The organism is uncultured Tateyamaria sp., from assembly GCF_947496075.1.
Taxonomy (GTDB): domain Bacteria; phylum Pseudomonadota; class Alphaproteobacteria; order Rhodobacterales; family Rhodobacteraceae; genus Tateyamaria.
Genome location: NZ_CANMBJ010000011.1, coordinates 24704 through 45946, shown reverse-complemented (window position 1 = coordinate 45946; position 21243 = coordinate 24704). Strand labels below are relative to the sequence as shown.

The following is a 21243-nucleotide window of genomic DNA, read 5'->3' as shown; positions in this document are numbered from 1 at the left end:
AGATGGCTAAACGTTGTAATAATCCCTGTACCACGCCACGAAGCGCGCGATGCCCTCGGCGACGGGCGTTTGCGGCGTGTAGCCCGTCAGCGTCTTGATCAGTGTCGCATCCGCCCATGTGGCGGGCACGTCGCCGGGCTGCATGTCCATGAAGTTCTTTTGAGCCTCTTGCCCAAGCGCCGTTTCGATTGCGGCGATGAAGTCCATCAGGGCCACGGGTTCGGAATTTCCGATGTTGACGATCCTGTAGGGTGCCACCGGGCTGAGACTGTCACCCGGCGCGATGTCTTCCGGGGTGGCGGGGCGTTGAGGTGCCGCGCGGACCAGGCCGACGATGGCTGCCACAAGGTCATCAATGTAGGTGAAATCCCGCTGCATGTTGCCGTGGTTGTAGATGTCGATTGGCTCACCCTGCAGGATCGCGCGGGTGAATTTGAAATGCGCCATGTCGGGTCGACCCCAGGGCCCGTACACCGTGAAAAACCGGAACATCGTGATCGGCAGATCGTAGAGATGGGCATAGGAATGGGCCATCGCCTCGGTCGCCTTCTTGGTGGCGGCGTAGAACGACATGGGCAGATCGGCCTTGTGCGTTTCTGCATAGGGCATTTCGGCATTGGCGCCGTAAACGGACGAGGTCGAGGCCAGCAGAAGGTGCGAACACGGCGTCGCGCGCACCGCTTCCAGCAGGTTGAAGGTGCCGATCAGGTTTGCATCGACGTAAGACCGGGGATGGTCGATGGAATACCGAACACCCGCTTGCGCGGCCAGATGAATGATCACGTCGGGCGTGTCCTGTGCCACGAGGTCCATCAGAACCCCGTCCGTTTCGAGCCGTTCATTGACGGCGCGAAAGCCGGGGTGTTGAAGCAGCATTTGCTGTCGGCGCTGTTTCAGCGTCACATCGTAGTAGTCGGTCAGGGCGTCAAAGCCGATGACCTCGAACCCGTCCTCAAGCAGACGACGGGCCAGAAAGTACCCGATGAACCCGGCCGATCCGGTGATCAGCGCCTTTGGCATCAGTCAGCCTGCCAGGCGGACCGGCCCACGCTGTCATAAGCGGTAAAGCCAGCGCGTTTGGCGTCTGTGGCTGAGTAGACGTTGCGCAGGTCAGCCATGTGCGGTGTGGTCATGCGGCGGGCCAGTTTTTTGAGGTCCAGCGCACGGAATTCGTTCCATTCTGTCAGAATAACCAGCAGGTCCGCATTCTGTGCGGCCTTGTAGGCGTCCTCGGCCCAGTGCACGCCGGGCAACAGCGCTTCGCCCTCGTGACGCCCTTGCGGGTCGGTCACACGCACCTTGGCCCCGGCCCCGATCAGCGCAGGGACGATGGTGAGCGACGGCGCGTCGCGCATGTCGTCGGTGTTGGGTTTGAAGGTCACGCCCAGCACTGCGACGGTCTTGCCCGCCAGCTTGTCGTCACACAGGTCAAAGATCTTGTCGAGCATGCGGCGCTTGGTCTCTTCGTTGACCTTGATGACCGTTTCGGTGATCTGCATGGGCACCGCGTTGTCCTGGCCGATCCGTGCAAGCGCCTTGGTGTCCTTGGGAAAGCACGATCCGCCATAGCCCGGCCCGGCATGCAGGAACTTGTTGCCGATGCGACCGTCGAGGCCCATGCCCTTGCTGACCTGTTTGATATCCGCACCGGTGCGTTCGCAAAGGGCGGCGATTTCGTTGATGAAGGTGATCTTGGTCGCCAGAAACGCGTTGGCGGCGTACTTGATCATCTCTGCGCTTTCCAGATCGGTGGTCACGATGGGGAAATCACGCAGGAACAGCGGGCGGTAGATCTCGGCCATGACATCGGCGGCGCGTTCGGATTGCACACCAACAACGACGCGGTCGGGCTTCATGAAATCGTCGATGGCTGCCCCTTCGCGCAGAAATTCGGGATTGCTGGCCACGTCGAATTCAAGGTCGGAGTTGGCCTTGCGCACGGCCTGCTTGATCATCCGGTTGGTGCCGACCGGCACGGTCGATTTGGTCACGATTACAACATAGTCGCTGGCAAGGCTCGCGATCTCTTCTGCGGCTGCCATGACATAGCTGAGGTCCGCGTGACCGTCACCGCGCCGTGTGGGTGTGCCGACGGCAATAAAGATTGCCTTGGCGCCGTTGATGGCCCCGGCAAGGTCTTCGGTAAAGGACAGGCGGCCCGCTTCCACGTTTTTGACCATCAGGGCATCAAGGCCGGGTTCGTAGATCGGAACGATCCCTGCATTCAACTTTTCGATCTTTGATGGGTCCTTGTCGACACAGACCACATCGTGGCCGAAATCTGAAAAACACACCCCAGAAACCAGGCCAACATACCCTGTCCCGATCACCGCGATTTTCATGGTTCTGCTCCTTAGCCCAACTCTGCCGCATATGCGGCGTCACCTGAGGGCCACTGTCTTGATGAAGAACCGGCGCAACGCAACCCCCAGAGTTTCTGGTCAGATGAAATCGAGATCGTTGTGCAGAACATTGAGGTCTGTCACGCCTGTAAGGGTCAATATATGACCATTTCCAAAGTCCAACCGGATGCCACTTTCCGTCATTTCGGCATAGGCGGATAATTGCAACAGGCTGCGCGCTCCACCACCCCAGAGCGCGGAATCCAGCACCAGCGTATCGATATTGTCCTGAAAGTCGCCGACCGTATCCGATCCGCTGGAAAAGACGAACGTGTCCGTACCGATACCACCGAGCAGCAGGTCATCACCTAGCCCACCGTCCAGCGTGTCGGGCCCGGCATTGCCGAGAAGCGTGTCGTTGCCGTCCTCGCCATACAACATGTCCTGGCCATTATTGCCGTTTAATCGGTCGTTGCCCGTGCCACCATACAGGGTGTCATGATTGATGCCCCCGTTCAGAGTGTCATCGTCGTGTCCACCGAAAAGCAGGTCAAACCCGGCATTGCCATCCAGCACGTCGTTGCCCGCATCGCCCCGCAATTCGTCCGGGCCTGCAGCCCCTGCGATTACGTCATCGCCATTGCCACCTGTCAAAAAGTCGTTGGCCAGCCCGCCCGACAGCGTGTCGTCTCCGTTATTGCCGTAAAGGGTGTCTGCGCCGTTGTTGCCGATCAGCAGGTCATTGCCCCCACCTCCGCCAATGACGTCAAACCCGTCATTGCCCCAGATGCTGTCATCGCCATCCTGACCATTGAGGGTGTCAAAGCCGATCCCGCCGGTGATCAGATCAGCATCTCCAAAGCCCGAAATCAGATCGTTGCCCGCGTTGCCTGACAAAGTGTCCCGACCAGCCCCGCCTTCGATCATGTCGTCGCCGCCCGCGCCGGAGATGTTGTCGTCACCATCATCGCCCAGCAGGGTGTCAAAACCTGTGCCTCCTGTCAGGATGTCGTTGCCGTCACCGCCCTGTAAGCTGTCATTGCCCGCGTTGCCTGAAATGGTGTCATTGCCTGAATCCCCCGAAAGTGTGTCTGCTCCGCCCATCCCCGACAGGTTATCGGCATCGCTGAGGCCGCGGATGGTGTCGTTGCCGGCATTGCCGCTCAGCGTGTCCCGCCCATTGGTGCCTCTTAGGTCAAGCGGGGCGCTGGGATCGGGATCCGGGTCGGGTTCCACTGCCGGTGGAAACCAGTCGGGCAGAAACCGGGATTGGCCCAGGATATCCAGCGCAAGAATGTCTTCCGCCTCAATCCGTGCGCCGTTTGCGGACAGGATCACCAGCTCTTCCGTACCAAAGAGAATAATGATTCCGTTGTTCAGGGTCTGAAACGACAATTGGCCCGTGCCGCGCAGGAAAGCCCAGTCTGACAGGTCCAACCGGTCCTCGGTTATGTCGAAATCATGGATCGTATCGAGCGCGTCATCACCCGACATGATGAATACGTCTGCGCCTGCACCGCCCCACAGCGCATCTGATCCATGCCCGTCCAGCAGCACGTCATTGCCTGCCGCGCCGTGCAAACTGTCATTGCCGCCGCCGCCCATGATCAGATCGGCGCCGCCGTTTCCGGTCAGGTTGTTGGCCGAGTCATTGCCTTGCAGGGGGCTGTTCATGGTGCTGATGTCGATGGTGAACACCGACAACCCGGCCTCTGTCGCGGAACCAACCGTCAGATGCAGGACACCGTTCACCACCGTCAGGTTCAGCGCTGATACGGCATCGAGCGTGGTCGTCACTGCATCTGCGAGGCTGCCCATCAGACGTAATCGGCCGTCCGACATCATTTCGAACAGGCTGACGCCGTCATCATCGCCTGCGACAGCGACATAACCGCGATCGTTATGCGTCACTGTTGCAATCTCGTGCACGCCGCCAAAGCGGGTATCGCGCGTGTCCATGACGTGGTCGGTCAGTTGCAAACTGCCATCATCCGCCACCAATGCGACGGTCAGCGTGCCGGTGACGGAGGCTGCCAGAATGGCAAAGGCCTGCCCGCCAATCTCGATGACCTCGACCGTTGTTGCCCCACCGATACCGACGCCTTCCGCAGCGCTGATCCGGTCCACTTCCTGCGGGACGCCTGAGCCGCTGAGGCGGTAGCTGATCAGGGCGTTTTCGCTGCCGGAGGCTGCCAGCACAAATGTGTTCCCGCCTGATTGGACTTGCGTGATGCCGGTCAGACCGACGCGCCCCATGTCGGCTGACCCGCCGTCCCGAACGGCCGTTACGGTCCCATTCTCGGCAACGCGCCACACACCGATGTCGTCACTGCCCCGATCGATCGAGTAGAGGTAAGTCTGGCCGTTGACCACTGCGCTGGTGCTGTCCAGAAGAGTCGCCGGCATGTAGGCCCCGGTCACTGCTGCGGGCTGGGACAGCGCGCCCTGCGCATTCATGTCGATGCGGTAAAGGCCCGTGTTGTTGACCCCGGTCACAAGCAGATCGTGTCCCCCGGCGCCGTCATCGACCAACGAAAGGGTGTTGGTGGTGCCTGACCGGGCTCCGCCGGGCAAGGTCTGGGTGTCGAACTGGCTGAGCGTGCCGTTCCCGTTGATCCGATAGGCAACCACGTCGCCGCCGCCAAGGCGTGACACAGTATACAGGACGGACCCTTGATCAGTTTCGGCCACGATCATGTCCGTGATCCCGGTCAGGAACATATTTTCCTGATCCGCAATCGTTGCCACATGCTCAAACGCAACAAGCGTCATTACGATAACCCACCAACTACACTGGCAATGTGATGGCAGAGGCAGTTGCTGGGGTGTGGTTGGCTTTGTGTCGATAGTGTGGACTTTCCCAAAAAATCGAGCCGTTGCCGGAAATTAATAGTTTGATAATAAAGGAGGAATTTTCATGTCATAAGTGCTGGTTGGGCCCAGCATAAAGAGCTTTCCAAGCTGGCACGCCTGAATGGATGCACCACAAAGCCACATCTGCCACTGGGCGGCTTTGTGGTTTTTAGTGTATTGCGCGCCTGCATCACTTGTCTTGCTTAGGCGCATCAGAATAGGGTTGCCGCGGCTCAATTTGGGGGAGCGCGTGCGAGATGTCAGTGGTATTTATTGGTGGAAAGCCGCCCCATTCTGGCGCCTCGCGTTTGGCTTGGCGCTGATTGGGAGCGTGACCATGCAAGGAGCATCAGGTTCGCACGCCCGCCAACCAGTTCGCGAGGTCTTGTTCGTTGACTGCCCGTCTGCGCCGCGCGTTCTGTGTCAGGCCCTTGTTCAATCGCTAGCGACCCATGCAACGGGTCATATCATCCGCTTGGATCCGTCACCCGCAGGGCAGGACGTCAAGCGCGTGACGCTCCATATTGATCCCAACCAAGACAAGTTGTCGGCCTATCTGTCATGGCAGGCTCCGAATGGTGTATCAGCCCGTGGCCCCGTTCATCGTCACGGTGGCCAAGATGTGACAAAATCACCTGTCGCGGCACGTCAATTTACTGATGTACTTGTCTCAAAATCGCCCAAGTTGCACTTTATTCTGGCATTAACCGAATAGTCCCAGTTCATTAGGAACGCTTTACTCTTATGTGTACGATTTGCTTTGCCACCCAAACCTTCGACCCGATGCGTCATGTCGATGGTGCAAATGACCCCTTGTCCGCAGCCTTTTTCGAAACCACGGATGCGGCCGCAAATACTTCAACCATCTACTCGATGGGCGTTGGGGATACGTTTTCTGGTTCGTTGGACAGCCTCACGGACGAGGATTGGGTTGCCATCAGCCTGACCGCAGGTGAGACAGTCACGATCACCATGACCGGTGGTACATTGGACGATCCTTTCATGAGGTTGCGCGACAGCAGCGGCAACGTATTGGAAGAGAACGACGATTCGAGTGGCACGGATTCGGCGATTACCTTCACGGCGTCGTCGTCTGGCACCTATTATATAGAGGCGGACTCCTACTCCGGCGATTACGGGCAGAGCCGTACTGGAACGTATACGCTGGAAGCCAATGCATTTACCGCGCCGCCTGTCGGGACACTGGACGAACTGGCCCTGTACCTGACCGAAGGATACTGGGGTGGCCAGGAGCGCGTCTTCAATACCAGTCAGTCCAATGTGATCACCGTCAACCTTTCGGGCCTGACCGCAGACGGCCAACAACTGGCCCGTTGGGCGATGGAAGCCTGGGAAATGGTCGCAGACCTCGACTTCCAGGAAGTCTCGCTTGGCAGCGAGATGATCACCTTTGATGACAATGAATCCGGTGCCTTTGCCTATTCGCCAAATGGCGGATCAAGCTCTGGTGTCGAACTGAATGTTGGGACGGGTTGGCTGAACAGCTATGGCACCAGCGTCGACAGCTATTCTTTCCAGACCTATGTGCACGAAATCGGCCACGCCATCGGCCTGGGTCACCAGGGTGGCTACAATGGCAGCGCGACCTACCCGTTCAGCGCAACCTTTGCCAATGACAGTTGGCAGATGTCGGTGATGTCGTATTTCAGCCAATCGGAAAACACGACCACCGACGCGAGCTATGCAACCACAGCCACAACGATGATTGCCGACATCATCGCGATCCAGAACCTTTATGGGGCTGCAGAAGGTGGGGTCACCGCAGGTAACACCACCTATGGGCTGAACAGCAATCTTGGGAACTATGTCGACGACTTGTTCAGCGCATTGGCGTCCGGCACCACAAACAGCATCTACAGCGGCAGCCTGATTGCTGCGACCATCTTTGACGAAGACGGCATCGATACGCTCGATTTCTCCTTCACTGATCTGGGGGACCGCATCGATCTGAACGACGCGACCTTCTCGGATGTGGCCGGGGGCATTGGAAACATCGGCATTGCGCGCGGCACGGTGATCGAGAACGTGATCACCGGTAACGGCAATGATGAGATCATAACCAATGACGCCGACAATGATGTGCAGACGGCGGGCGGCAATGACACGGTCTTTGCCTCCGATGGCGATGATACACTGAACGGCGGATCCGGCAGTGACACGTTGATCTTTGGCTTCGCCTTTTCCAGCATCACCAGCGGGTCCGTCACGGCCAGTTTGGCCACCCTTTTCGGCGGCTTCGGCAGCGTCCTTGCAACCGCATTCGAAACATTCCAGTTCTCGGACGTCACCTATTCGCTGGCGCAGTTGGATGCCAACCTGCCGAGTGATCCCGGAACGCCCGGTGACATGATTGACGGCACCACGGAAGATGATCCAGCGCTCAGCGGTACGTTGGGCAATGATACGATTTCTGGATTTGCCGGCAATGACAGCATCGACAGTGGTGCCGGCAACGACAGCATCAATGCTGGTACAGGCTTCGATACTGTCGATGGCGGTGCAGACAATGACACCATCGCTGGTGGCGACGGCTTCGACGACCTGAGCGGCGGAGAAGGCGACGACGTGATCAGCGGCAACAACGGCAATGACCTGTTGAGCGGGGGCGATGACAACGACGACCTCAATGGCGGGCTTGGCGCCGATACCCTGAACGGAGACGCTGGCGACGATACCCTCACGGGCTTGTCCGGTGCGGATGAGCTGAATGGCGGCGCTGGCAACGACGTGTTGAACGGCAACAACGGGTTCGACTTGCTGAATGGCAACGAAAACGACGATGTGTTGAACGGTGGTTTGGCCAATGACACGCTGAACGGCGGGTCCGGGGCCGATACGTTGAATGGCAACTCTGGCGCGGACGAACTGAACGGTGGCACCGGCAATGATTTGCTGAACGGCAACGCCGGTTTTGATGTCCTGAACGGGGGTGGCAACAATGACACCCTGAATGGCGGCAACAACCACGACACATTGGACGGAGGGTCGGGCAACGACCGGCTCAATGGCGGCAACGGGCGAGACGACCTGTTCGGTGGTGCAGACGACGACGTATTGCGTGGAAATGCAGGTGCCGACACCCTGCATGGCGGTGATGGCGACGATTTCCTGAACGGTGGCCTAGCCAACGACACGTTCATCTTCTCAGGTGGCAACGACACGATCCAGGACTTCCAGAACAACATCGACGCGCTGATCATTGATCAGACCCTGTTCGGTGGCACCAACCCTGCCGACGTCAACTTGAGCGATTTCACTTCCGTTGTGGGGGGCAATCTGGTGCTGACATTCGATGCATTCACCAGCTTGGAGATTATCGGCTACACCAATATCTCCAGCATCGAGGATGATACGACACTGAGCATCATCTAAAAAACCGGCGCTGCGCCTTACGCCGAGTAGAGCGCAGCGCCGGATATGCTTAGAATATCTTCCACCCGCTGAACGTGGTGTGACTTTGGAAAAACGTCAGGTTGTCGTTGGCGTTGCCGGTACGGCAGGTCACCGTGTCGCCTGTCGACAGTTCCATCACCGCTGTGAAGGACAAGGGCATCTCGCCCAAAAGGACCTGCATTTGCGCGCTTTGCGTAGTGCCGTTAAGAGAAAAGGCGATGCGGCCATCTGTTGATGCGTTGAGGAAGCCGTTGATCAAGAAGCAGTACAACCCATCAGTTGGCGCCGTGAACGTCCCCGTGGTGGGATCGTATACGCCCCCATTCTGCGCGATCATCACACCAAGGACGAGATCGGTATGTGGCGTGTCAATCGTCAGCCATGGGCCACTCCCCCGCGCGACAAAGTACGGTTGGCGCAATGTGCTGACGACACCAGAGGCAGCGTCGACACGCATTGCTTCGTTCCAGGTCGCGCCGTCGTCACTGACTTTGATTGAAAAGTCGTCATTGCCCGCCAGCCCCATTTCCGCTCGGCCTGAGAACCCGTTTTGGAACATCAGGCTCGCCGTGTCGGCGGTGTCGGCCTTGTTGATCTTCAACTGATGATCGCTGCCTGCGTGGTTCAGCAAAACAGCGTCTGAAGATACAGACAGGCGGTTGAAAGCATCGGCGCTGGCGTTGACCCCCAGGCTGTCCACGGTGTCCAGATCGCGGCCCTGCCAGTCGGTGCCGTCAAAGACAACAGTGGTTCCTTCACCCACGACATAAGCTTGCCAACCCGCCTGCGGGGCCAGAAACGTCCAATTCAGTCCATCGTAGATGGCGATTGCATCGCTTTGTCCGACCCATTCCGCTTGCCCCGGGGATGCCACAAGGTAACGATCGCCCGCTGCAGCCCCTGCAGGGGGCAATGTCAGGTCCCGGGCGAGAACTGACAATTGCACCAGCGCGTCCAACACACGCAGGGCTTCATTATGGGTGACGTGTTTCTGGGCTTGGGATGGCTGGATGTAGGGCAATCCAAGGATCAGGGAAGTGTCGGTCATGGTCAGGGCTCCGTGGCAACGCGTCAGACGACGGCAATAGCTAGGAGCAGGAGGTTACGACGCCCTTAGCTGACCGTGCGGTGAGTTGGCCAATGCGCAACAATACGCCTCAGTGACGGCCATAAAAATAGGATGATCGAGCGCCGAATGCCGCAGTCCACCCGGTCTGCCGCCCGAAGGATGGACAGGGCACAGGGCGCTTGTTAAGCACCGAGTCATGTTAGGCGCAATGTTTGAACTAGAGGCCCATTAATGCAGATCGAAACAACCCCACTTGCTGGTGTTGTCGTCATCACGCCCGCGCGGCACGGTGATGAGCGCGGTTTTTTTTCTGAAAGTTACAATGCCCGTGCGCTTACCGCCGAGGGCATTGACGTTGTGTTTGTCCAGGACAACCATTCCCTGTCCGAAAAAGTGGGCACGATCCGCGGACTGCATTTTCAGGCACCACCGCACGCGCAGGATAAGTTGGTAAGGTGCGGCAAGGGCGCCCTGTTTGACGTGGCCGTGGACATTCGTTCAGGGTCACCCACTTACGGGCAGTGGTTCGGCACCGAATTGAGTTTTGAAAACGGCAAACAATTGCTGGTCCCTGCAGGATTTGCCCACGGGTTTGTCACCCTGAAGCCAGAGACCGAGATCATCTACAAGTGCTCCGACTATTACAACCGGGACAGCGAAGGGGCGCTGCGCTGGGATGATCCGCAGATTGGCATTGATTGGGGTGGGGTCAGTGATCCGATCTTGTCAGAAAAAGACGCGGTTGCGCCTTTGCTTGCCGATTTGGACACGCCTTTCACATACAAGGACTAAGAGCATGAAATTACTGGTCACCGGCGGCGCGGGCTTCATCGGCTCTGCCGTGGTTCGGCAGGCAGTGGAACGCGGGCATGAAGTGATCAATGTTGATGCGCTCACCTATGCCGCCTGCCTTGATAACGTGGCAAGCGTGGCATCCAGCAATCTCTACAGTTTCGAAGAAGCCGATATTTGCGACTGGGATGCGATGGTGCGTATCTTTGATACCCACAAACCCGACGCAGTTATGCACCTGGCCGCCGAAAGCCACGTGGATCGGTCCATCGACGGGCCCGGTGCGTTTGTGCAGACCAATGTAACCGGGACCTACACACTGCTCGAAGCCGCGCGCCGCTATTGGCAGGGGCGCGACCAGTTCGATGGATTCCGGTTCCACCATATCTCGACCGACGAGGTGTTTGGCTCGCTTGGGGCGAAGGGGCAATTCACCGAAACCACGCCCTATGACCCGCGCAGCCCGTATTCGGCATCCAAGGCGGCGAGTGACCATTTGGTGCGTGCCTGGGCTGAAACCTATGGCCTGCCTGTCGTGCTGACCAACTGTTCGAACAACTACGGTCCATTCCACTTCCCGGAAAAACTGGTTCCGGTGATCATTCTGAACGCGCTGGCAGGCAAGTCGTTGCCGATCTACGGCGACGGCTCGAACGTACGCGACTGGCTCTATGTCGAGGACCATGCCGATGCGCTGCTGCTGGTGCTGCAGAAGGGCGAGCTGGGGCGCAGTTACAATATCGGGGGCGAGAACGAGCGCACGAACCTGCAGCTTGTGGAAACCTTGTGTTCCATCCTCGATGAAAAACGGCCGCGGGCGGATGGAAAGTCTTATTCCGATCAGATCACCTTTGTCACGGATCGACCTGGCCACGATGCACGCTATGCCATTGATCCCACCCGCATCCGTGATGAACTGGGCTGGCGCCCGTCCGTCACGGTCGAAGAAGGTTTGGCCAAGACTGTGGATTGGTATCTGGAAAACCAGGCATGGTGGCGGGCTCTGCAGGACCGCGATGGTGTAGGCAAACGCTTGGGCACAGGATAGCAGACCTAGGCATTTTCGACCCTTCACATGCAGAAGGGCCTGAGGCGAGCAGAGGAGTGCGCATGGATATTCTGGTATTTGGACACACCGGTCAGGTGGCCACGGAATTGCGGGCCTTGAATGGCCCCGACACCCGCATCACGACTTTGGATCGCAAGGCTGCCGATCTGACGGACGCCGCAGCCTGTGCTGCCGCCATTGCCAGCCACGCGCCCGACGCAGTTATCAACGCTGCCGCTTACACGGCGGTGGATGCCGCCGAAACCGACACTGCACGCGCCCACGCAATCAATGCTGACGCACCCGGCGCCATGGCGCGCGCCTGCGCCGCCCGCGACATCCCGTTTGTCACCATATCAACCGACTATGTTTTTTCGGGTGAGGGTGAAGCGGAATGGCTCCCGACCGATCCGACCGATCCGCAAGGGGCTTATGGCCTGACAAAAAATGCGGGCGAGCTTGCCGTGCAGAAAGCGGGCGGGCGTTCGGTGATTTTGCGAACTTCGTGGGTTGTGTCTGCGCACGGCAACAACTTCGTCAAGACAATGCTCCGACTGGGTAAGGAACGCGATGCCCTGACCATCGTGGCGGATCAGATTGGTGGACCCACGGGTGCAGCCGAGATTGCCGCGGCCTGTGTGACCATTGTCAAAACGTTGAAAACCGACCCTGACACAGCAGGAGTGTACCATTTTGCCGGTGCACCAAACACGAGTTGGGCGGATTTCGCCCGCGCGATTTTCGATATGTCCGATCTGGAATGCGAGGTGACTGACATCCCGTCAAGCGACTATCCGACACCGGCAAAGCGGCCGCTCAACTCGCGCATGGACTGTACCAGCACAACATCTGCGTTCGGCATCGCCAGACCCGAATGGCGCAACAGCCTGTCTCACATTCTCGATCAACTGAAACAGGTCGACTGAGGCCTCGGCCTTTTCCCAATTTCAACACTCCCTTTACGGAACACGGAGCATCTCGATGACTCAATCAACAGCGCGCAAAGGTATTATTCTGGCCGGTGGCTCTGGTACTCGGTTGTACCCGATCACGGTCAGTGTATCGAAGCAGCTTTTGCCGATCTACGACAAGCCCATGGTCTATTACCCGCTTTCTGTTCTGATGCTGGCCGGTATCCGCGAGATCGCGGTGATCACAACGCCTCAGGACCAGGACCAATTCAAACGCGCCCTCGGCGACGGCAGCCAATGGGGCATCAGCCTGACATACATTGTACAACCCAGCCCTGATGGTCTGGCGCAGGCCTATATTCTGGCTGAGGATTTTCTTGACGGAGCACCATCGGCAATGGTGCTGGGCGACAATATCTTTTTCGGGCACGGTCTGCCCAAGCTCTTGGCCGAAGCAGATACTCAAGGGGCCGGTGGCACGGTCTTTGGCTATCGCGTGGCCGATCCTGAACGCTATGGTGTCGTCGCTTTCGATGAAAATGGTCATGCGAAGCAAATTATTGAAAAACCAGACGTTCCACCATCCAACTACGCTGTGACAGGGCTCTACTTTTTGGACGCCGATGCGCCTGCACGCGCGCGCCAGGTAAAACCGTCCGCGCGGGGCGAGCTGGAGATCACCACGCTGCTTGAAACCTATCTGCACGAGGGCAGCCTGACAGTGAAACAGATGGGGCGCGGGTACGCCTGGCTTGATACCGGTACACATGCCAGCCTGCTGGATGCCGGCAACTTCGTACGGACGCTGCAGTCCCGGCAAGGGCTGCAGACCGGCAGTCCGGACGAGATTGCTTACACGCAAGGCTGGATCGATGAAACGGGGCTGACGGAGCGCGGCAAAAGATTCGCCAAGAATGATTACGGGGCCTACTTGTCCAGCCTTTTGATGTGACATCTGGCCGTTGTTCATCAAGTGTTGAGGCGGTCATACCTGCCGGACATATTTTTGGTCATGCGACTTAAAACGTGTTTGCATCAACCAGAAGTGGATGTAGTCAAGCTGAGGTACTGACGTGATTTGCACAGCGCCACATGACTAAAGTCGTCCGACGCTGTTGCTAATCATACTTTTTGGTTGGCGCTCAGGCTGATAGAGTTATCGCAAGACGGGAGAAGAGGAACCTAATGGCGCTACGTGTTTTTGGTTTGGGGCTGCCAAAGTCCGGCACATCGACGTTGCAGGATGCTTTCCTGCGGTCGGGCATGAAATCTTTGCACTGGTACACGAAGACTGTCGAAAAATTCGCGGGCAACTCCATGTATCACCGATGGTACCGGGGCGAAAACATCATGGCGGATTTTCCCGGTTTCGAAGCTGTGACACAGCCTGACCTCATCACCACAACGACGTCCTTCTGGCCTCAGATGGATCCCGCAATGCTGAGGGAAGTCGCCCGGCAGAACCCGGACGTCAAATTCATTCTCAACCTGCGTGACCCTGTTGCGATTGCCAACAGCATGGAAAAGTGGGGCAACTTCATGGAGCGCCTGCACAAAGTCGGTGCGCCCGGTATGCCGCCCAGATGCGCCACGACCAAGAAACGGGTCATTCGGTGGATCGAAGGGCATTACGCAAACACGATGGAACTCTTTGAAGGCAAGGACAACTTCTTATCCTACGACATTGAAGACAAGGATGCGAACATCCGGATCGGAGAGTTCATAGGCCAACCGCTGGAATGGTGGGGTCACTCAAACAAAACGCGCGAAAACGGCGAAACACGCGGCGTTGTGTATTAGATCAGCAAATCGGCCTGAAAGCTTCCTGAATGAAGATACTTGTTCTAGGCACATCCAATTCAATCCTCAAAGGGGGTTGGATGGCGGGGTTTCGGGACGCGGCGCCTGCCGATTGGCAGATCGACAACATGTCTGTTGGTGCCTCACCTGTTTCCCAGTTTGGTGCCAGACTGTCGCAAGATCTGTCCGCCTATGACCATATCCTTGTCGATGCGATCCCGAACGACGAAAACTTGTTGTCCTTTGTCGGGGCGGAACCGTTTTACGACGCATTGTTGGACGAGATTCTGACGACGCTCGCGGCGCAGTCCAACTTGGTAATACTCGGGTTCTGCAACCGCGCCCACGCGCAAAACCGCAGTGCAGTCTACGAGAAATACGAAGTGGCTGCGCACCGTTTGAATGGGGTATTTGTCAGTGTCATTGACTATGCGCTTGCCAACTATCCAGAGCCGGTCTTTCTTGACGGCCCACATATCCTGCCCGAAATCGCCCGAAGCTTTGGCGCAGACTTGGTATCCAAACTGGCGAATTTTGGACAGGACGTGTCCGTCAACGGCGCATTCGGCACTACCAACTTCGCGGAAATCGCGTTGTCGGAGTTTGCGCTTGGCGAGCAAGTCACCAAAAAGAACAGCCTTTTGTCCGATACGTTCTCACGGTTGCATGCCGGAACCAAAGTCATGCTGCAGGAGCCAGCCAACGTCATCGGGTTCAATATCGATGCCACGATGAGCTATTGTGACATTCGTTTCGTCGGACCGGACGGACAGCGTCGCATCGGACTGCGCTATAACATGGCCGAGAACGGATTTTTGGCCAAGTTCGTGCCTGTTCCGAACGGGCATCTCACCAACTGCATCGAAGTTTTGGAACCCGGCCCAGATGCAGAAAAGGCTCCGCACAACAGACCGACGGATCCCGGTGGTGTCCGATCAGTTGCAATGTCGCGCTTGTTGACCTGGCGGTGCTGACCAAGCCGGTTCAATGTCCCGCTCTTGGCAAAACGCCCTAGGTGCTCAGATGGTTGACCGCGATCGTTGATTTGACCGTGTCGTAAAACCGCAAATCGAGCTGAACATAAGGCAGGATCGCATCCCTTAGTTCGGTATCGATCTCGCGTGGTTTCGCTTTGTTGAAATGCGGAAACTCGCCGCGCGGCAAATCCGTAACTTCATGCCAGCGATCAACAGTCTGCGATATCTCTTCGGTCAGACCGACCATGTCAAAGCGGCCAATTCGCTCCAGCGCTGCTTCATAGGTCTCTTCAGTACAGATATGTTGATCATTTGCGCTGGTGATATGATCAGGCTCCGCCCCAAAGACTTTGGTCTGATAGTTCTCCAGATTGTTCTTGCGAAAGTTGTCATCCAGAAGAAGGTCGCGCAAATCGGAATACTTGGCACCAAGCCGTGCGTTGTGATGACCCAACATTGAAACGGTTCTGGCCACCGGCTCTCGCAGAACAGTTGCGACGCGCCAGCTTGGGTCAACCTTGTCACTCATCCACGCCGGAAAGTGGCCAAACATGTACGGTGTGCTGTCGGGTTTGATCGTACCGCTGCTGAGACTTGTCAAAAACTGGAGCGCGCCCATGTAGTTGCCGCCCGTGCGTTCACGATCACTCTTGCTGGGAAAGACCTGCGACGGCGCGATTTTTTCAACGTATGCGCGAAAGCTCGTTCCTGCTGTTTTCATCACATGGATGAACAGCCAGGGAGTCGTGTCGTGCATTTAGGCGTCTTTTCTCGTCCGTATTGGTGTACGGCGAGTACGCCGATACTTTCATGATTCGTGCCGGGTATGGTTTAGCCTGTCGGTGATCATGTCAATATACGGTGCTCTTGCGCTTTCATCATTCAGAAGTTTCTCGGCAAAGGAGTCGCGCGACTCCTGCGTGCCCGCGCGATCGAGCGCCTCCTTCAAAGCGTCATATGTGGGGTCCAGGGCTCCGTAGTGACTGCGCGCCAGATCGCTCCGATTCAGATGTGACAACTGATCTGCCATCGCATCAAAGTGCACCGCAAGCATCCAGCAGATTTCGAACATCATCCAGCTTCGATTGGACGAGATCGTGTTGGTGCCATGCGTGCGGTACCGCATAAGGTTAAGCGGCACCATCAGGCATCGCCCGTGCGATGCAGCTCGGAATGCGAAATCCCAGTCATGCGCAAAACGCAGGTTCCGCATGCCGCCGACTTTTTCGTAGATCCGCCTGGATATCACCATGTTGCTGGTCGTCGAGATGAAGTTGGATCGCAGAAGCTCGTAGGCGAACGCATCACTTTTGCGGACTTTCACCTTGGGCAAGGTCCTTGCCCAGCTGGGCAGCTGTGATGTCCAACCTTTCTTGATGGGGCCGGGCTTGCCGACGTGATCCATCTGCTGAATCCAGGAACACGCAAGATCTGCGTCCTGTTCCTGCATCTCGGCGACCATGATTTCCAACCGATCAGGTGTGAAAACATCGTCTGAATTGAGAATCGAGATGTAGGGCGCGCGGGTCATGGCCATGCCACGATTGATCGCGTTATGAGCGCCCGCATTCTCCTGCAAAACGACTTTGACACGGCAGTCGCGCAGCCCAGCCAGAATGCGTCTGGACCGGTCCTTGGACCCGTCATCGACTACGATCAACTCAATGTCTGATCGCGTTTGGTTCAGGACACTGTCGATGGCCGCTTCAAGATAGGCCTCGTGATAATAGCTGGGGATCACCACCGATGCGATCGGGTCAGGCAAGGTGGATGCCATGACGGGCGGCGTAGCGAGCGCGGTGTTTAGATCCTGTGTCATGCTGTGCCCTTGATATGTGTCAGACGCCCGGCGCGCGCGTAACGTTCGGCCATACGATCAATTGAGAAATCATCTCTGGCCCGCGCCGCACCGGGCCGCGGTGCATCAGTACCTTCGGCTAGAACCGTATCCAGCTGGGCAGAGATCGTTTTCAGATCACCCGCCTTTGCCGTACAAAAACCCGCGTCGAATTCTTCGATGACGCGCTTGTTTTCGCCCACATCCGTCGACACGACAGGTATGCCCATGCACACGGCTTCGACCAAAACCAGCGGGAGGCCCTCATATTCGGACACAACCGTCAGGGCATCAATCGCCCGATAGACTCGGTTGATGTCTTTGACAAACGGTATGCGGATCACGTTCGTCAGGTTTTCGTCCTTGATGGCCTTTTCACAGGCCTTGCTCATGGCACCGTCACCAAGCAGGACAAATGTCTCGTCACTGTTGTCACGGCGCATCGCGGCCAGTTTCAGAAAATCCAAGGGGCGTTTTTGGTCGGTCAACCGACCCGCAAACATGATGATCTTTCCACCGGCTGGCAACGAAAACTCCGCTCGGGCCTCTGCCTTGGAAACCGTTTCAAGCGCTGTCGCGCCGCGGCTGACATCAATGCCGTGCGGGATGTGAAACACCTTGTCCGACGCAAGGCCAAGGGGTCCAAGGAACGTGTCCTTGATGGCATAGTTCACGGCCACGAAGCTGTCAAAGCGGCGGATGGCGGGTTTGTTGTAGTGCTCGATCCAGCCAAACTGATGATCATAGACCTGCTGGTCCACGATAACGCTGTCAGCGAACGCCTCGCGCACTGCGGCGGCGTTGTTCACGAACCACGATGATCCGTTCATGACGTAAACCGCTTCGGGCGCATACACATCCGAGATCATCGACAACAACGCAATCCGATCACTCGGCGTCACGATTTTTGACCCATCCAACAGGGTCAGCCCCGCCTCATGGATTTGATCCGTAATGTCGCCCTGTTCGGTCGAGATAGGCTCAAGCGCAAGATAAATGCAGTGGTAATTGCTCTTTAATGCAGCCCCAAGGCTGATGGTCAGACGCTCGACCCCGCCCATTGCCGTTTTCATTCCGACAAGAAGAACCGTAGGGCGGTCATCTTTGACCAGGGGCAGGGTAGACGTATCAAATTCGATGTTCGGAACGCCCACGGCCCGTGTCCCACGGCTCCAGAAACGGCTGTCGTTCTTGATCTCGAACGGCTGGCGCAGCAGGGCGCTGATGTCCGTGACCTGCGCGCGCGCTCCAAGGCGCTCGATTTCCGCTTCGATCACTTGTCCGCGGACGCAGCCAGACAGCTCCATTCTGCCCAACCAGTGACGTGCCTGTGGCTTTGCAACGATCAGGTGATCGCGCACCGTCTGGACCGCGACCTCTTTTCGCGTTGCTGGTGTCGAACGCCCACTTGAAACCAGTGCAACGTCCAGTTGGCTCAGAGCAATCGCGAGAGCTGCAGTTTGCAATGTGCGAGCGGTCAGCATCCGCGCCGGTTGCGTGGGCCAGTAAAAGACCGTGTGCCCCAACTGGCTCAGAGCGACAGCTTCGCCCGTCGCATCGCCACTCACCGGATCCCAAACCTTGTATCCATCTGCGCATTTGACCAGCACGTCATCAACGAACCAGTGTTGTTCATTGGTGATATGACCAACAAAGGCAGCACAGGCATCTTCGTCCAGAACGATGGCGATCCGCATTGGAAGCACGGGGGGTGTCAGAACCCGCGGGGCAAGGCCCGGATAGGGTTGATCCACCGGTTCAGTGCGCACCATCGGAACGGTCAGTTCCTTGAGATACCGGCGCGCCATCTGATCTGCGGTCAGAACGCCCGAACGGTAGAACTCAACGCGATGCGCAGAAATCACACGATCGATGTTCTCCTTCATCGGCACGGTGCGGGTGATATTGCCCAGCGTATCTGAAAGCGCATAGTTGACCAGAAGGATGGGCAGGAAGGTCACGTCATGGTCAGCGGTGTAGCGGACGATCAACTCCCAATCGACGAGGCGTCTGAGATTCTCATCAAAACCGCCCAGTTCTTCGAGCAGCTCACGACGGTGCGCAAAAGCGTTCAGGTCAATGAAATTGGACCTCAGCAAAGCATGGCGGTCAAAGCTGCGCCCCATGATAGGACGCTCTTCAAGGTCATCGGCAAAGATTTCGACCGCGCCATAAACTGACATCGCCTCGCCGTTGTGCAACAAGGCGGACATGAGAAGCTCGGCGGTTTGTGGGCGCCAGATGTTATCACTGTCCAGATAGGCGATGAAATCACCGGTCGTGTTGGCCAATCCAGTGTTGCGGGCGCGGCAAACACCGGCGTTTTCCTGACTGATCAGCTTGATGTGACCAGACGCGATGTGTTTTTTGAATTTCTTCGCGATCAGCTTGTGACTGCCATCCGTGCTTCCATCATCCACGACGACAAGTTCGATGTTGGGATATGTTTGCCCCAAAACAGACGTGATCGCTGCAACCACTTCACTTTTACGGTTCCAGGTGGGCATGACCACGGACAGCATCGGCAGGTCAGGCCCTTGGGCATCTTGCGTCAACTGCTGCTGAAGGTCTTCGGTCAGGTTTTCAAATTCAAAAACCAGACCGTCATCCTGGAAGGCCTCAACGGTGTCCGGCGTCCGTATGCCGCGTTTGAGGATGCGATCCCGCGTTTCAGGATCGATGCGCCGGGGTGTCGGATCAGTGAACGCCTCGATAGTCGTCGCAAATCGATCTCCAAGTCCCACGACACTCCGCGCGACCCAAGACGCATCAAAGGACGGCGAAATCTCTCCATCACGGCGGTCCGGTTTGGATAGGTAGTGTGCCAGGGCGTTGACATCCGCATCAAGCGGCACGTCCAGATTGCGCAGATACCAATCCGTGTTGAACAACGGGTGCGGATTGTAACCTTCGTACGCACCCTTGGCGACGTAATGTGCCAGTGGGTTCAGGCCTGCACGCTGAATTTCCGGATATTCTTGAAAGTACCAGGAGGTGGAGAAAAGCGGGTTGGGATCGTAACCGCGCGTGGCCCCATACTTGACAAAATGCAGCCATGCCGGATCACCCGATTTGTCCCCTTTGAGATACTTCGCCGTGTACCACTCCGCATCCAACAGGGGGGTAGTGCGGATGATCTTGCGTGTGTCTTGCCGGATTCTTTTTGCCTCGGAACCAGCGAGCCGGTCGTCCTTGCTCTGAGAGGGCGCTATCTTCTTGATCGGCTCCAGGTATTTCGAGTCGTGCGTGATACGCGCCTCGGCCTGTCCGAACATCTGGTAGTGATACAGCGGATTGACACCGGAACTGCGCACATCCGGGTTGCTGTTCAAATACTCGGTGCTGCTGAACTCGGGTCCGGGATCGTAACCGCTTGCGGCCCCAAAACTCAGGTAATGCTCTGCAGCCTCCAAAGGGCGTAGCGGCGTTTCCAGAAACATCTCGTTGTACCAAGCCGCATCGAACAGCTCGGCATTCATCACAACTTTGGCTTCGGATACCGGCTCCCCCGGCTCGGCTGCTTGGTCTTCGCTACCATTCCCGCTATCGGGTCCTGCGCCCAGTACTTTCAGAACCTCCTCGATTTCCGATACTTCTTTGGCGGCATGTATTTGGCGATCTTCGCCACGACCGTATAATTCGTAGTGATATAAAGGGTTTAGGTGTATTTCAGAAACGTCGGGATGCGCTCCGAAATAGAACTGCGTGCTGAAGTCAGGGCCAGGATCGTATCCTTGCGCCGCGCCAAGCGAAACATAATGCTCTGCCGCCCCACAATCATGCAAGGACACGTCGGGGTACTTGGTTCTGTACCATTCCTCGTCAAACAAGGGCGAACGGCTAACGGCCTGAATGACGTCCGATAGGTCATCGGGTACGGCGGTGTCCACTTCTGTCACAACGAGCCTCTCTACAATTTATGATCTAAGATATTCTTGTCGTCGGAAGCAATATACTCCGAGCGCTCGGTACGTACTGATCCGGGCAGCGACGGGGTGTCAATTAGCGACATTTGGCTTGGCGTCATCTTGCCGCAATCCGGAACGAGAGTGGTGCAAAAAACTGTACGATCCCCCGGATGTTTGGGTCCTGGGTAGAAGTGTGTCAGATTTCACTTGCGACAATCGGTTGCAAGAGGATTTTCGCCGCCCAGTTGCAACACCGATGGCTCACTTTCATTTGGTTTGCTAACAGGTGCGC

14 protein-coding genes are annotated in these 21243 nt (G+C 57.2%); 7 read left to right on the top strand and 7 right to left on the bottom strand.

Translation table 11 applies throughout. The features are described 5' to 3' along the window. Window positions 1-6: 6 nt before the first annotated feature. From Q1A51_RS24265 to Q1A51_RS24255, 3 genes are all read right to left on the bottom strand, one after another. The gene (locus tag Q1A51_RS24265) at window positions 7-1020 is read right to left on the bottom strand and encodes a GDP-mannose 4,6-dehydratase (RefSeq protein ID WP_299606702.1); all 1014 of its coding nucleotides are present in this window, start codon (window positions 1018-1020) and stop codon (window positions 7-9) included. Then, window positions 1020-2342: a UDP-glucose/GDP-mannose dehydrogenase family protein gene (locus Q1A51_RS24260; RefSeq protein WP_299606699.1), complete on the bottom strand. Its 1323-nt coding sequence runs from the start codon at window positions 2340-2342 to the stop codon at window positions 1020-1022. The genes Q1A51_RS24265 and Q1A51_RS24260 overlap by 1 nt, the downstream gene beginning before the upstream one ends. Before the next feature lie 99 nt (window positions 2343-2441). Then, a complete protein-coding gene (locus Q1A51_RS24255) occupies window positions 2442-5114 on the bottom strand; it encodes a calcium-binding protein (RefSeq protein WP_299606695.1) in 2673 nt (890 codons plus the stop codon). An 864-nt stretch (window positions 5115-5978) separates the two neighbouring features. Between Q1A51_RS24255 and Q1A51_RS24250 the strand changes: the two genes are divergently transcribed. Continuing rightward, window positions 5979-8588, top strand: coding sequence for a M10 family metallopeptidase C-terminal domain-containing protein (locus Q1A51_RS24250; protein WP_299606692.1), 2610 nt, complete (start codon window positions 5979-5981; stop codon window positions 8586-8588). Window positions 8589-8637: 49 nt separating this feature from the next. On the opposite strand, the gene Q1A51_RS24245 is transcribed toward Q1A51_RS24250, so the two are convergent. Next, entirely contained in the window at window positions 8638-9657 is a 1020-nt protein-coding gene (locus Q1A51_RS24245; RefSeq protein WP_299211025.1) for a DUF2793 domain-containing protein, read from the bottom strand. 252 nt (window positions 9658-9909) lie between these two features. On the opposite strand from Q1A51_RS24245, the gene rfbC reads away from it, so the two are divergent. The 6 genes from rfbC to Q1A51_RS24215 all read left to right on the top strand — a co-directional run bounded on the left by rfbC (window position 9910) and on the right by Q1A51_RS24215 (window position 15203). After that, window positions 9910-10470 carry a dTDP-4-dehydrorhamnose 3,5-epimerase gene (gene rfbC, locus Q1A51_RS24240; protein ID WP_299606688.1) on the top strand — a complete coding sequence of 187 codons (561 nt, stop codon included), beginning with the start codon at window positions 9910-9912 and terminating at the stop codon, window positions 10468-10470. A 4-nt stretch (window positions 10471-10474) separates the two neighbouring features. After that, complete coding sequence (rfbB, locus tag Q1A51_RS24235) at window positions 10475-11518, top strand: dTDP-glucose 4,6-dehydratase (RefSeq protein ID WP_299606685.1); 1044 nt, start codon at window positions 10475-10477, stop codon at window positions 11516-11518. A 62-nt stretch (window positions 11519-11580) separates the two neighbouring features. Next, window positions 11581-12444 carry a dTDP-4-dehydrorhamnose reductase gene (gene rfbD, locus Q1A51_RS24230; RefSeq protein WP_299606681.1) on the top strand — a complete coding sequence of 288 codons (864 nt, stop codon included), beginning with the start codon at window positions 11581-11583 and terminating at the stop codon, window positions 12442-12444. A gap of 55 nt (window positions 12445-12499) precedes the next feature. Beyond that, window positions 12500-13381 carry a glucose-1-phosphate thymidylyltransferase RfbA gene (rfbA, locus tag Q1A51_RS24225; protein WP_299606678.1) on the top strand — a complete coding sequence of 294 codons (882 nt, stop codon included), beginning with the start codon at window positions 12500-12502 and terminating at the stop codon, window positions 13379-13381. Between the two features lie 233 nt (window positions 13382-13614). Continuing rightward, window positions 13615-14229: a sulfotransferase gene (locus tag Q1A51_RS24220; protein ID WP_299211039.1), complete on the top strand. Its 615-nt coding sequence runs from the start codon at window positions 13615-13617 to the stop codon at window positions 14227-14229. A gap of 80 nt (window positions 14230-14309) precedes the next feature. Then, complete coding sequence (locus tag Q1A51_RS24215; RefSeq protein ID WP_299606673.1) at window positions 14310-15203, top strand: hypothetical protein; 894 nt, start codon at window positions 14310-14312, stop codon at window positions 15201-15203. A 37-nt stretch (window positions 15204-15240) separates the two neighbouring features. Here Q1A51_RS24215 and Q1A51_RS24210 read toward each other — a convergent pair whose 3' ends face one another. Genes Q1A51_RS24210 through Q1A51_RS24200 form a run of 3 tightly spaced genes read right to left on the bottom strand, consistent with a single transcriptional unit; the run spans window position 15241 to window position 20942 of the window. Continuing rightward, a complete protein-coding gene (locus Q1A51_RS24210; protein ID WP_299606670.1) occupies window positions 15241-15963 on the bottom strand; it encodes a hypothetical protein in 723 nt (240 codons plus the stop codon). A gap of 51 nt (window positions 15964-16014) precedes the next feature. After that, window positions 16015-17025, bottom strand: coding sequence for a glycosyltransferase (locus Q1A51_RS24205; RefSeq protein ID WP_299606666.1), 1011 nt, complete (start codon window positions 17023-17025; stop codon window positions 16015-16017). Next, window positions 17022-20942 carry a glycosyltransferase gene (locus Q1A51_RS24200; RefSeq protein WP_299606663.1) on the bottom strand — a complete coding sequence of 1307 codons (3921 nt, stop codon included), beginning with the start codon at window positions 20940-20942 and terminating at the stop codon, window positions 17022-17024. Before Q1A51_RS24200 ends, Q1A51_RS24205 begins: the two co-directional genes overlap by 4 nt. Window positions 20943-21243 lie beyond the last annotated feature (301 nt).

Coding starts and splice junctions, on each gene's coding strand:
- Q1A51_RS24265 (WP_299606702.1), bottom strand. CDS start 1,020: ATGCCAAAGGCGCTGATCACCGGATCGGCCGGGTTCATCGGGTACTTT.
- Q1A51_RS24260 (WP_299606699.1), bottom strand. CDS start 2,342: ATGAAAATCGCGGTGATCGGGACAGGGTATGTTGGCCTGGTTTCTGGG.
- Q1A51_RS24255 (WP_299606695.1), bottom strand. CDS start 5,114: ATGACGCTTGTTGCGTTTGAGCATGTGGCAACGATTGCGGATCAGGAA.
- Q1A51_RS24250 (WP_299606692.1), top strand. CDS start 5,979: ATGCGTCATGTCGATGGTGCAAATGACCCCTTGTCCGCAGCCTTTTTC.
- Q1A51_RS24245 (WP_299211025.1), bottom strand. CDS start 9,657: ATGACCGACACTTCCCTGATCCTTGGATTGCCCTACATCCAGCCATCC.
- rfbC (WP_299606688.1), top strand. CDS start 9,910: ATGCAGATCGAAACAACCCCACTTGCTGGTGTTGTCGTCATCACGCCC.
- rfbB (WP_299606685.1), top strand. CDS start 10,475: ATGAAATTACTGGTCACCGGCGGCGCGGGCTTCATCGGCTCTGCCGTG.
- rfbD (WP_299606681.1), top strand. CDS start 11,581: ATGGATATTCTGGTATTTGGACACACCGGTCAGGTGGCCACGGAATTG.
- rfbA (WP_299606678.1), top strand. CDS start 12,500: ATGACTCAATCAACAGCGCGCAAAGGTATTATTCTGGCCGGTGGCTCT.
- Q1A51_RS24220 (WP_299211039.1), top strand. CDS start 13,615: ATGGCGCTACGTGTTTTTGGTTTGGGGCTGCCAAAGTCCGGCACATCG.
- Q1A51_RS24215 (WP_299606673.1), top strand. CDS start 14,310: ATGGCGGGGTTTCGGGACGCGGCGCCTGCCGATTGGCAGATCGACAAC.
- Q1A51_RS24210 (WP_299606670.1), bottom strand. CDS start 15,963: ATGCACGACACGACTCCCTGGCTGTTCATCCATGTGATGAAAACAGCA.
- Q1A51_RS24205 (WP_299606666.1), bottom strand. CDS start 17,025: ATGACACAGGATCTAAACACCGCGCTCGCTACGCCGCCCGTCATGGCA.